We start from the raw sequence: 11,904 nt of genomic DNA on the forward strand, positions 1-11,904 counted from the left end.
GGCCCCCCGCGGATCTACAGCGCCTTCGGCGGATCCCCGGGCAGGTGCTGGAGCCGGAGGGGCAGGGCGTCGCGGAAGGCCTTCCGCAGGCTTTCGGGGGCGCTCCGCCAGGCCTTCAGGGCGGCGGCGCGGGTGGGGTAGGCGCCGTAGCAGGCCTGCCACCAGCGGAAACCGTCCGGCCGCACGTAGGGCAGCACCAGCACGTCCGGTGCCTTGGGGCCCGCAGCCCTGGCCACCACCTTCAGGCCCTCGGCGCGGCCGGAGACCACCAGGCGCAGGGTCCAGGCGCCCTGCGGCGCGGCGGCCCGCTGGGCGGCGCCCCGGTGCAGGGCTTCCGGGAGGTCCATGCGCTCCAGCGGCTTCACGGCCTCTTCCGGATCGGCCAGGTCCTTCTCCGTGAGCACGCGGCGCGGCGCTTCCACCTGCACCTCGAGGCTGCGGGAGGACCCGCCCATGAGGTTGCTGACGCTGAGGGTGTAGACGGTGGTCTTGTCGGGAACCACGGCGATGCTGGACTGGCCGTCCAGCTCCAGGCCGCCGGGCTCGAGGCGCACCTTGGCGTCGCCCTGGCAGATCCACTTGAGGTCCACCTGCTCGCCGGGCTTCACCACGGTGCGGCTGGCCTCGAAGCTGCACACGCTGGCGATGGGCGTCTGGGCCGCCGCCATGGGCCGGTGGCCCAGCACCGCCACCTCCAGTGTGCGGCTCTGGCCGCCGGCGGCGTTGTTGGCCGTGATGGTGTAGCGGGTGCTCTCCAGAGGCGTGACGGTCACCTCGCTCTTGCCGTCCAGCTCGAGCCCGCCGGGCTCCAGGCGCACCTTGGCGCTGCCCGCGCACTCCCACTTCAGCACCACGGGCTCGCCCGGCAGCACGGCCTTGGTGCTGGCGTCGAAGGCGCAGATGCGGGCGGCCTCGCCCAGGGGCATCCCGGGCGTCACGCGCACTTCCGCGTGGCCGAGCTCGGCGCTGCCAGACCCGGCGCCGGGCCCCGCCTCGAAGAGGCTGTACCTCGTCGTATAGGAAGGCCGCACCGTCACCTGGGACCGCCCTGGCAGGATCATGCCGCCGGGTTCCAGGCGCACCTGGGTCGACTGGGGGCAGGTCCAGGTCAGCAGCACGGATTCGCCCGGTCGGATTTCGCGCGGCTCGGCGGTCACGGTGCAGGGTGGCTGGGCCTGAAGAAACCCGAGGGCCGCTGTCATCCAGAGGGCTGAGCGCATCAGGGGAGTTTAGTGCACCCGTCCCCCCGGCGCCCTGGCGTTTTGTCAGACGTCACCGGTTCGGGTTCCTACATCCGCAGGCTGGTTTCCGCGGCCACGCCCGGGTCCTCCAGCAGGGTCTCGAGCAGGAGCAGGTACCACCCGATGGCGGACAGCAGGGCGGGGTCGGCCAGGCGCCGGTGGGGCTGGGAGATGTCCACCAGGGCGAGGGGGGTGTCCTCCGGGGCCGACCGGCTGGTGCCGTCCGGGTTCAGGGTGAGCTGGACCAGCGGCAGGCCGTCCGCGTCCAGGAAGGCCGCGCCGGGGTGGATGCCTTCGATGCGGACCCAGTCGAAGGTCTCGTCGCCCTTGAAGACCAGCTTCCCGTTCCCCACCAGGTGGGGATGGAACATGGCCAGGTCCGTCTTGGAGCCCGCCTGGCGGAGGGTGACGGAACTGGCCGGGAAGCGGCTGTGCCTGAGGGTCCAGGATCCGCCCGAGGTTTCCACCCTGGCCAGGGTGAGATCCTCCGGAAGGAAGGCGAGGGTGGCGACGGTTCCCTCCCTGGTCTCCAGGCTGAAGGTGGGGCCGGCCGCGCCGGTCTTCTTCCAGGCGAGCGAGGTGGAGGCGAGGTTGATGAGCGCTGGCATAAATCCCCCTTTCTGGGGCGCTGATGCGCACACCCCAAAGGTAGGCCCGGAACGGCCCCCTGGAGGGGCAGAGAGGGGTGTCCGACCGACCCGCTTCAGACCCCGGTCGTCGGCTGGTCGGGGTTCCTGCTCAGTTCCCGAGGTACGTGAACCAGAACCGCACGCCCAGATACGAGCCGTCGTAGCCGTCCGGCAGGCGCTGGAGGGGCGCGGCGCGCAGGACGGCCATGCGGGCGCTCTCGTCCATGGCGGCGTTGCCGCTGGGGATCTCCACGCGCACGCGGTCGAGGCTGCCGTCCCGGGCGATGCGGAAATAGATCTGCACGCGGCCCTGGGTGCTGGACACGCGGTTCCAGTTCGAGGTGATGCGCGCCTGGACCTGCTGCAGGTACCACACGAACGGGAAGTTGCCGTCCACCCCGCCCACCAGGCCCACGCCCCCCTGGACGCCGGAGGTGGGGTTCAGGCCCGGAATGCCGGAGCCGGCGCCGAAGGCCGCGCCGTTGCCGGAGCCCACGGCCCCCGCCACAGGGTTGGGCGAGGCGGTCTTGCCCTTGGCGGCGGTGGTGCCCGTGCCGGTGCTGGCGGCGTCCTTGCTGTCGCCCTTGGCGGCGGATTTGGTGGTCTTGGTGGCGAAGGGATCCGGGGCCGTGGCCGACGGCGTGGTGTTCCGCACCGGCGCCACCTCCTCGACGCGCCGGAGGCGCTCGCCGGTCTTGCCCACCTCCATGGCGTCGGAACCGCCGGACTGGCCGCCCATGGCCGCGGGCAGGTTCACCCAGGTGACCTTGACCTCCTCAGCCTTTTCGCCGCCACCGCCCCGGGGCCAGAAGAAGGCCACGCCGATGGTCAGGTGCAGGGCCAGGCTCAGGGCCAGCCCAGGCCCCCAGCGGAGCTCGCCCAGGTGGGCGCGGCTGCGGAGGTAGGCCTGGAGGTCCTGGCTCATTTCGTTCCGGTGGCTGCAGCGGTGGCGGGCGCGGCGATGGGGGCGGCGGCGGTGACGAAGCCCACCTGGGTGAAGCCCGCCTCGCGGATGGCGTCCACCACCTGGATGACGCGGCCGTAGGGCACGTTGTGGTCGGCCCGCACCAGCACGGGCCGCTTCCCGCCGGACTGGGCCTTGGCCTTGAGCTGGTTGGCCAGGACGGGAAGGGCCATGAAGGCCTGGTCGAACTGGAGGCGGCCGTCGAAGGTGATGGAAACCGTCAGGGCCTCACTCTCCAGGTTCCGGCCCGTGCGGCTCTCCGGCAGCTTCACGTCCACGCCCGTCATCATCATGGGGGCCGCGATCATGAAGATGATCAGCAGCACCAGCATCACGTCGATGAGGGGCGTCATGTTGATGTCGGCCATGGCGCCGCGCCTGCTGCCTGGGGTGAATGACACGGGGACCTCGCACGTCTGCGTACCAGTCTACCGCCTGCCAGGTCTGCTGTCGGCGCGGCTGGACCCCATGGCGCTTGGCGCCTGATCGGGAAGGGGCCTATCCGGACCGCTGGCGCTTGAAGATCCGCGCCAGGATGGCCTCCCGCCTGGCGGGGCCGACCGGGGCCCCGGTGATGGCCACGGGGGCGGGAGCCTCGGCGACGAACGGGTGGTCTCCGCTCACCGGGGCCTCGCGCCTCAGCCCGGACTGGAGGATGGGCCGGAGGAGCTTCCGCGCCATGGATTCGAGATCCCCGAGGGGGCACGCGGGGTGGGTCAGGGCCACATCGGCGACGCCACGCACCACATGCAGGCTCAGCTGCACGACCGGTCCCAGGGCCTGCCCGGAGAAGCGGCTTCCGTAGCGCAGGAGAATCTCCTGCCGCAGGGCCTCCTCCAGGCCCTCCGCATGGGTGGCCAGGGAACCCAGGCGATGGGCTTTCAGGTAGGCGTTCACCGTCGCATGGAGCTGGAGGTTTTCTTTCAGGTTCCCGACCGTGGCCCGTGCGAGGGCGGCGCTGAGCGCCCTGGTGATGCCCTCGGCATCCGCCAGAGATTCCCACGCCACGGTCTGGACGTGGCTGCGGAACGCCCGCTCGTCCGCACGCCGGAGCCGGTCGAAGAGGGCGATGGCCACGTCGTCCCGCCCCGCGGGGAAATAGTTGTACAGGGTCTGGTTGCCCACGCCGGACAGGGCGAGGATGTCCCGCAGGGTGATGGCGTCGGCGGGGAACTGGCGGAACAGGCCCGCCGCCGCCTCGAGGATGGCCGCGTACGAGGCCTGGCCCGCGTGCTTGGGCTCGAGGCCCCGCAACAATCGCATCCGCTCGTCCATGACGAGGCCCCCCCTCTCCACCGCCCCCACCATACGGTTGGCGAGGCCCATGCTTTCTAGAACGGCTGTTGGGGGCGTGAACGTAAATGCTGATAACCACCAGACTAACGTGCAGGGTGGCCCTGGAATCGAGGCATTCGGGACCTAACGATAGACTGGACAACAGATCGATGAGACCCCCATGCCTGCAGTCGGGAAACCCGAGCCTGACCCGGAGACGGCTTTGCCTGCCGCGTGCGTAGCCGCGCGCGCCGTGGTCCTCCTCGTGGATGACGACGCCTCCATCCAGGATTCCGTGGGCGCCCTCCTGGATTTCCTGGGCTTCGAGCCCATCATCGCCGCCACGGGCGAAGCGGCGCTGGACCTCCTGGAGGGAGGACTCCAGCCCGCCGTGACGATCCTGGACATGGACATGCCCGGCCTGGGCGGCGCCGGAACGCTGCCGCGCCTCCGCGCCCTCCGTCCGGACCTTCCGGTGGTGATCTCGACCGGCCGGGTCAACCTCGCCGTCCTCGAGCTGGTGCGGCGCTACCCCGGGGTGAGCCTGATGCCGAAGCCCTTCAGCCTGGCCGACCTCAAGGGCCACCTCGCCTGAGGGCGGGGCGGGTGGGAGGAGACGGCCGTCTTTATAGGAACGGATGTCTGTCGCATGGTCTTAAATTGACAAATTGACTCTTGAATTAGAGTGGGTCTAACGTGCCATGATTCGATTCTGAATATCGGTCTCTGCCGCCAACTTCTCGCCCTGGGAGCTGTGCAGATGGATGAAGACCCGAAGGCGCACCAGATGGATCCCCTGGGGTCCCGGGCGGAGACCCTGGACAGCCGCGAGCCCGAATCCGGGCCCGGGCCCGGGAGCGGCCTGACCCTGGATGCGCCCCTTCCCGCGGCCGGATCCGGACCGCCGCCCTTCCCGGTGCCGGGCTGGGACCGCTACGAGTGCCTGGGCTTCCTGGGGCAGGGCGGCATGGGCAAGGTGTTCCGCTGCCGCGACAGGCGCCTGGGCCGCATGGTGGCCATCAAGTTCGTGCGCCTGGACGATGACCGGCACCTCGCGCGCTTCATGCTGGAGGCCCGCGCCCAGGCCCGGGTGGACCACGACCACGTGTGCAAGGTCTTCGAAGTGGGCGAGGTGGAGGGCCGGGTCTTCATCGCCATGCAGTGCATCGGCGGACGGCCCTTCGACCTGGCGGCCGCCGAGCTGTCGCTGGAGCAGCGGGCCATGGTGGTGCGGGACGCGGCCCTGGGCGTTCAGGAGGCCCACCGGGTGGGGATCATCCACCGGGACCTCAAGCCCTCCAACATCATGGTGGAGCGCACGGAGGACGGCGCCCTGCGCACCTTCGTCATGGACTTCGGGCTGGCCCGGGACTGGGACCAGAACGTCACCGAGACGGGTGCAGTGCTGGGCACGCCGTCCTACATGTCCCCCGAGCAGGCCCGCGGGGAGGTGTCGCGGCTGGACCGGCGCACGGATGTCTACAGCCTGGGCGCCACACTCTACCAGGCGGTGACGGGGCGGCCACCGGTCACCGGGGCCAATGCGCTGGAGGTCCTGGGGGCCATCGCCGCCCATGAGGTGCCGTCCATGCGCGGGCCGGGCCTGGATATCCCGCGGGACCTGGAGGCCATCACCCTCAAGTGCCTGGAGAAGGAGCGCGGCCATCGCTACGAGTCGGCCCGCGCCCTGGCCGAGGACCTCGACCGCTTCCTCGCCGGGGACCCGGTGCTGGCCCGCCCCACGGGACTCTGGTACCGCGTCCAGCGCAAGCTCCGCAAGCACCGGCAGCTGGCGGCCGTGGGCGCTGTGGCCGCGCTGGCCGTGCTGGTGGCCCTGGGCGTCGCGGTGAAGACGCGGCGCGACGCCGGCCGCCGGGAGCGTCTCGCCCAGCAGTTCACCGAGGCCACCGCCCGCATCGACGCCACGGCCCGCTACTCCGCGCTGTCGCCGCCCCACGACATCCGACCGGACCTGCAGGCTGTGCGGGACCAGATGACCCGGCTCCAGACCGACATGGCCCAGGCCGGCGCCATCGCCAACGGGCCGGGCCACTACGCCCTGGGCCTGGGCCACTGGACGCTGGATGACGTGGAAAAGGCCCGGGAGCACCTGCAGATGGCCTGGGACGCGGGCTACCGCGCGCCCCGCGCGGCCTACGCCTTGAGCCTCGTCCTCGGCCGGCAGTACCGGGACCAGCTGCTGGAGGCGGAGCGCATCGCCTCGAAAGATCAGCGGGAGGCCCGCCTCCGCGAGGTGGAGCAGACCTTCCGGGATCCCGCCCTTGCCTTCCTCCGCCAGGCCAAGGGCGCGGACGTGCCCTCCCCCGCCTACCTGGAGGCGCTGCTGGCCTTCTACGAGGGGCGGCTGGACGAGGCCCTGGCGCGGCTCGCGGCCCTGGGGACGGAGCTGCCCTGGTTCTACGAGGCCCCGCTGCTGCGCGGCTCCCTGCTGCAGGCCCGGGCCTGGCAGACGTGGAACCGGGGCGACCGCGAGGGCGCGCGCCGGGACTTCGAGGAAGGCCGCCAGGCCCTGCGAGCCGCCGCCGTCACGGGGCGGAGCGTGCCTGCGGTGTACGCGGCGGAGGCGGACCTGGAGAACAATGCGTTCTTCATGGAGAAGTACGGGCAGGGGGATGTCCAAGGGCCCTTCGACCGCGGCATGGCGGCCCTGGGCACGGCCCTCCGCCTCCAGCCAGACCATGTGCCGTCCCTGATCCTCATGTCGGCGCTGGAACGGAACCTCGCGGACACGCAGGTCCTCCAGGGCCAGGATGCCCAGGCCCTCGCCGGCTCGGCCCTGGCCGCCGCCGAGAAGGCCGTGGCGACCGGCCCAGCCCGGGCAGATGCGCGGATCGCCCTGGGCCAGACCTGCTACGTGCTGGGCAACGCCCGGTTCCAGCGGGGCCTCGATCCCACGGAGGCCCTCGCCCGGGGGCTCTCGGCCTTCGGGGCCCTCTCGACCGAGAAGCGCGACTACACGGTCTGGAACCACCTGGGCCTGCTGAACCAGAAGCTGGCCCAGTACGAGGACGGTCGCGGCCAGGACGCCTCGGTCCACCTGGACGCGGCCATCGAGGGCTTCCGCACCGCAGCCCGGATGGAACCCCACCTTCTCCCGGCGTGGATCAACCTGGGGGTGTGCCTCGAGCAGCGGGCCACCAGGCCCGGCGCCTCCCGGGCCGAGGCGGACCTGCGGGAGGCGGAGGAGGTGCTGGAGCGGGCCCGAACCCTGAATCCCAACCACTTCGTGCCCTACTTCGTGCTCGGCCAGGTCCACCTGGACCAGGCCCTGCGCAGCCGGGCCGAAGGCGGGGATCCCCGCCCGATCCTCCTGCGCGCCCGGGAACGCTCCCGCCAGGGACTGGCCATCAATGCCGCCATCCCCAACCTCCACAACAGCGAGGGGATGGCCCTGGCCTATCTGGCGCAGGAGGCCTGGGACCGCGGCGAGGACCCGGCTCCCCTGATCCGGGAGGCCAAGGCCTGCTACCGGCGGGCCATCCAGGCGGCTCCAGGCCAGTCGTACGGCTACCAGAACCTCGCCGATGTGCTGATCACCGAAGGCCGCTGGTCCCTTGATCCCCGGCCCCTGGCCGAAGCCGAAGCCGCGCTGCGGAAGGGCCTGAACGTCGCACCGGGCAACCAGGAGCTCCTGACCGAGGCGGGGTGCTGCGCCGCGGTCCGGATCGAGCAGGCGGTGTCCACCGGGCAGGATCCCGCGGCCCAGGTGCGGGCGGGGGAGACCTCCCTGGCGCGGGCCCTGGCCATGGATCCGAAAGCTCCCAATACCTGGCGGTACCTGGGCGAGCTCCGGGCGGCCCGGACCCGGTGGAGGGTGGCCCGGTCCGTGGCCTCGGCGGCGGATTTCGCCGCGGCCCGGGAGGCCTTCGACCGGGCCCTGGCCATTGATTCCAGGTCCCAGGAAACCCGGCTCGCCCTCGGGACGCTCCTGCGGGACCAGGCGGCCTGGGCGCGGGGACGGGGTGAGGACCCCTCCGCCTTCCTGGCGGAGGGCAAGGTGCAGGCCGAGGCCCTGCTCAGGGCGCGGCCCCGCTGGGCCGCGGCCCTGGCCCTGGGGGCCACCCTGCGGCTGCTCGAGCTGGAAGGCGGGGCGCCGGCCGCCGGCGGAGCCCGCTCGGTCCTGGAGGATCTGGCCGCCGCCGAGGGCGAGAACCGGCATCTGGCGCCGTCCCTCGCCCCCTGGGTCGCCCGGCTCCGGCGGGCGGGAGCCTCGGCCGCCCTCAGCCGGTGACGGTGATGGTGCCGGCGTTGGGGACGGCCCTGAGGCCGGAGGGGGTATCCACCGAGTAGTTGCCCAGGTTGGCGTTGGCCTGGATGGCGTAGGCGTTGGGCCCGCTGGCGTCCGCATCCACCGTGCAGGTGGTCGTCCCGAAGAGGGTCAAAGCGTCCACCGTGGAGCCGGGCGCGGCCGTGATGGTCACCGAGGTGGGGGCGTTCGGTCCGCTCTGCACGAAGTGGACGCTGTCCACGGCGCGCTGCCCCGAGACGAGCGAGGGGTTGCAGCCGCCGTTGCTGTTGATGTTTATCTGCTTGGTGGCCATGACGCCTCCAAAGAGAAAAATGGGTGGGAGGGATGCCAAGGGCCCAGGGTGGACCCTGGCTGATCGGGTGTGGCGATCCAGCCTAGTCCCATCCTGGAATAAATCGAATCAATTTGTTTGGACAGCCGTTTTTGTGCCCGTCTGGGACTACACCTGGACCGGAGCCACCACGTACTTCCCCTTGGCGTCCCGGCTGACGGTGCCGGCAGGGAACTCGGGATCGTGCTCGAAGACGCACACCGTATCCGTGCCGGTCACCTCGTCCAGCAGCTTCTGGCGCTCGTTCACGCAGGTCACCACGTCCAGGTCGTAGCCCATGCACCAGGCCGGCTGGATGTGGCGGGCCGTGGGAATGAGGTCCGCCAGGTAGACCAGGCGCTTCCCGCCGCCTTCGACGATGACGTTCTGCAGGCCCTCGATGTGGCCGGGGGCGGGGCGCACGGAGATGCCGGGCAGCAGCTCGGCGATGCCATCCACGGTCTCCAGCAGGCCCGCGGCCTCCAGGGGCTCCCAGTTCTGGGGCAGATAGCTGGCCTTCACCCGCAGGTGCGGGTGCTTCGCGTCCGCGAGGTCCTTGGCCTGCACGACGTAGCGGGCATGGGGGAAGCTGGGGACGGGCTTGCCATCCGCGCCGAGGCGCGTGCTGCCGCCCGCGTGGTCGAAGTGCAGGTGGGTGAGGATGCAGAGGGTGATGTCCTCCGGCTTCACGCCGAGCTTCGCCAGGTTCGCGTCCAGCACGCCCCGGCCCTGGAACTTGAAGCGGGCCATGAAGTCGTCGCTTTCCTTGTCGCCGTTGCCGTTGTCCACGAGGACGACGTGCTTCTTCCCGCCCGCCTCGCCGCGGATCAGCAGGCAGTTGGTGGCCATGAGGATCTGGTTCTCCTCGTCGGCGGGGTAGAGCTTGTTCCAGACCACCTTCGGCACCGTGCCGAACATGGCGCCGCCATCCAGCCGGAAGGTGCCGCCGCTGACGATCTGGACATCCCAGGGACCGAACTGCATGGAGACTCCTTCAGGCAACAGATGGAACCGCGAATGGCGCGAATGGGCGCGAAGGGGGCGGGTAGGAGCAGGAATCCTGCCTGGCCTGTTCCCATTCGCATGCCCGAAGGGCAATTCGTGTCATTCGCGGTTTGCTTTCAAAATGCCAGGACCTTGCGCGCGGCGGCCAGCACCTTGTCGGCGTTGGGGAGGACGGCGCGCTCGAGGATGCGGTTGAAGCCCACGGGCGTGAACTCGGAGCCCACGCGCTCCACGGGCGCGTCCAGCCAGACGAAGCACTCGGAGGCGCAGATGGCCGCCAGTTCGCCGCCGAAGCCGCCGAAGACCTTGTCCTCGTGGGCGATGAGCACGCGGTGCGTCTTCTTCACGGATTTCAGGATGGCGGGGGTGTCCAGGGGGCTTAGGCTGCGGAGGTCGATGACCTCGGCGGACTTGCCTTCCTTTTCCAGCTTGGCCGCGGCTTCCAGGGCGAAGTGGACCGGCGTGCCGTAGGCGAGGATGGTGAGGTCCGTGCCTTCGCGGCGGACGCGGGCCTTGCCGAAGGGCACGGCGAAGTCTGGCGGCACCACGGCCTGGGCCATCTTCGCGTTGTAGAGGAACTTCGGCTCGAGGTAGAGGGTGGTGCCGCGGCTGCGCAGGGCCGTGCGCAGCAGGCCCGCGGCGTCGTCGGCGAAGGCGGGCACCACCACGCGGATGCCGGGCAGGGTGGTGAGCCAGCCTTCGACGTTCTGCGAGTGGTAGAGGCCGCCGCCGATGTAGCCGCCGGAGGCCAGGCGGATGGTGACGTTGGGGGCGAACTGGCCGTTGCTGCGCCAGTAGTCATGGCTGCACTCGACGATCTGCTCGGCGGCGGGCCAGATGTAGTCGGCGAACTCGGCGCCTTCCACCACGACGCGGATCTTGTCGTCCAGGCGGGAGAAGCCGTTGGCGGTGCCGACGATGAAGTCCTCGGCGATGGGGGCGTTGAAGACCCGCTTCTCGCCGAACTCCTGCTGCATCCCCTTCGACACGTTGAAGATGCCGCCCTTCTCCTTGTTGGCCATGTCCTGGCCCCAGATGAAGGTGTCGGGGTTGTGGCGGAACTCCTCCTTCAGGGTCTGGTTGAGGGCGGTGATCACGCTGACGGGGCTGCCCTCAGCGTGGTGCGTGCCGTCCGGGTACTGCGCGGAGATCCAGCCCTCGGGGATGACGAAGTCGTAGATGGTGGCGGGATCGGGGTTCGGCGCGGCCATGGCCTTGTCGTGGGCGGCCAGGTAGCGGGCCTGGTTCTCGGTCTCGATGGCCTTCAGCTCCTCCTCCGCGAGGCCGTGCGCCAGGCAGTAGGCGCGGAAGCGGGGCAGGGGATCCTTGGCCTTGGCCTCGGCCCGCTCCGCGTCGTCGCGGTAGAGCTCGTGGCGGTCCGAGTTCGAGTGGCTGCCGATGCGCACGCACATGGCGTAGACCATGGCAGGGCCCTGGCCGGTGCGGATGTAGGCGATGGCCTCTGCCAGGGCGCGCATGGAATCCAGGAGGTCCAGCCCGTCGCACTTGATGATCTTCAGGTTGGAGTAGCCGCTGAAGTTGTCGCAGAGATGGTCGTTGGCGCTCTGGTCGTGCTTGGGCACGGAGATGCCGTAGCCGTTGTCCTGGACCACGAAGACCACGGGCAGCTGCTCGCGGTCGGCGCCGTTGATGCTCTCGGAGCAGTAGCCTTCGGACAGGGAGGACTCGCCCTGGCTGCAGAACACCACGCTGTCGCGGCCGTAGTACTTCACCGCGCGGGCGAGTCCCACGGCGTGCTGGGTGTGGTTGCCCGTGAGGCTGGACACATTCTGGATGCCGATGGACGGCTTCGCGAAGTGGTTGCTCATGTGGCGGCCGCCGCTGGCGGGGTCGGTGGCCTTGGAGATGCCGTTGAGGATGATCTCCTCGGGCGTGAGGCCGGCGGCGAGGCAGGTCATCATGTCGCGGTAGTAGGGGAACAGGAAATCCTGGCCGGCGCGGAAAGCCAGTCCGGCGGCCAGCTGGATGCCGTCGTGGCCGGCGCACGGGGCGTGGTACGACCAGCCGATGGCCTGCTTCAGGTAGTTCGGCGCCTTGTCGTCCAGGATGCGTCCGAGGTGCATCAGTTCGTACCATCGGGCGAGGTCCTCCCGGCTGGGGGCGCCCTGGCCCTCCAGCGCGTTGAGGGCCGCTTTCACCAAGGTCGGAGTTTCCAACATCCACCTCCACGGGGCCGGGTTCCACCGGCT

General features: G+C 70.5%; 10 protein-coding genes. 2 read left to right on the forward strand and 8 right to left on the reverse strand.

Features of this window, described 5'->3' with window-relative positions:
* Window positions 1-14: 14 nt before the first annotated feature.
* The 5 genes from ML539_RS12710 to ML539_RS12730 all read right to left on the reverse strand — a co-directional run bounded on the left by ML539_RS12710 (window position 15) and on the right by ML539_RS12730 (window position 4,160).
* Window positions 15-1,220 (reverse strand): hypothetical protein, encoded by a 1,206-nt coding sequence (locus ML539_RS12710; protein WP_243324389.1) that lies wholly within the window; start codon window positions 1,218-1,220, stop codon window positions 15-17.
* A gap of 68 nt (window positions 1,221-1,288) precedes the next feature.
* Window positions 1,289-1,849 carry a hypothetical protein gene (locus ML539_RS12715; protein WP_243324391.1) on the reverse strand — a complete coding sequence of 187 codons (561 nt, stop codon included), beginning with the start codon at window positions 1,847-1,849 and terminating at the stop codon, window positions 1,289-1,291.
* Between the two features lie 130 nt (window positions 1,850-1,979).
* Window positions 1,980-2,795: a cell envelope integrity protein TolA gene (locus ML539_RS12720; RefSeq protein ID WP_243324393.1), complete on the reverse strand. Its 816-nt coding sequence runs from the start codon at window positions 2,793-2,795 to the stop codon at window positions 1,980-1,982.
* Window positions 2,792-3,235, reverse strand: a complete 444-nt coding sequence (locus tag ML539_RS12725; protein WP_243324395.1) for an ExbD/TolR family protein — start codon at window positions 3,233-3,235, stop codon at window positions 2,792-2,794. The genes ML539_RS12720 and ML539_RS12725 overlap by 4 nt, the downstream gene beginning before the upstream one ends.
* Window positions 3,236-3,332: 97 nt before the next feature.
* Window positions 3,333-4,160, reverse strand: coding sequence for a TetR/AcrR family transcriptional regulator (locus ML539_RS12730; protein WP_243324397.1), 828 nt, complete (start codon window positions 4,158-4,160; stop codon window positions 3,333-3,335).
* Between the two features lie 130 nt (window positions 4,161-4,290).
* On the opposite strand from ML539_RS12730, the gene ML539_RS12735 reads away from it, so the two are divergent.
* The gene (locus ML539_RS12735) at window positions 4,291-4,704 is read left to right on the forward strand and encodes a response regulator (protein ID WP_243324399.1); all 414 of its coding nucleotides are present in this window, start codon (window positions 4,291-4,293) and stop codon (window positions 4,702-4,704) included.
* A gap of 165 nt (window positions 4,705-4,869) precedes the next feature.
* Window positions 4,870-8,361 (forward strand): serine/threonine-protein kinase, encoded by a 3,492-nt coding sequence (locus ML539_RS12740; protein ID WP_279341643.1) that lies wholly within the window; start codon window positions 4,870-4,872, stop codon window positions 8,359-8,361.
* Here the strand turns inward: ML539_RS12740 and ML539_RS12745 are convergent.
* The 3 genes from ML539_RS12745 to ML539_RS12755 form a co-directional block, all read right to left on the reverse strand.
* Window positions 8,351-8,671 (reverse strand): hypothetical protein, encoded by a 321-nt coding sequence (locus ML539_RS12745; protein ID WP_243324401.1) that lies wholly within the window; start codon window positions 8,669-8,671, stop codon window positions 8,351-8,353. The two genes, ML539_RS12740 and ML539_RS12745, sit on opposite strands and share 11 nt — an antisense overlap.
* A gap of 147 nt (window positions 8,672-8,818) precedes the next feature.
* Window positions 8,819-9,673 (reverse strand): MBL fold metallo-hydrolase, encoded by an 855-nt coding sequence (locus tag ML539_RS12750; protein ID WP_243324404.1) that lies wholly within the window; start codon window positions 9,671-9,673, stop codon window positions 8,819-8,821.
* A gap of 137 nt (window positions 9,674-9,810) precedes the next feature.
* On the reverse strand, window positions 9,811-11,778 hold the full coding sequence (locus tag ML539_RS12755; RefSeq protein ID WP_347710768.1) for a thiamine pyrophosphate-dependent enzyme: 1,968 nt from the start codon (window positions 11,776-11,778) through the stop codon (window positions 9,811-9,813).
* Window positions 11,779-11,904: the final 126 nt, after the last annotated feature.

It is taken from the genome of Geothrix sp. SG200 (assembly GCF_022808935.1).
Lineage (GTDB): Bacteria > Acidobacteriota > Holophagae > Holophagales > Holophagaceae > Geothrix > Geothrix alkalitolerans.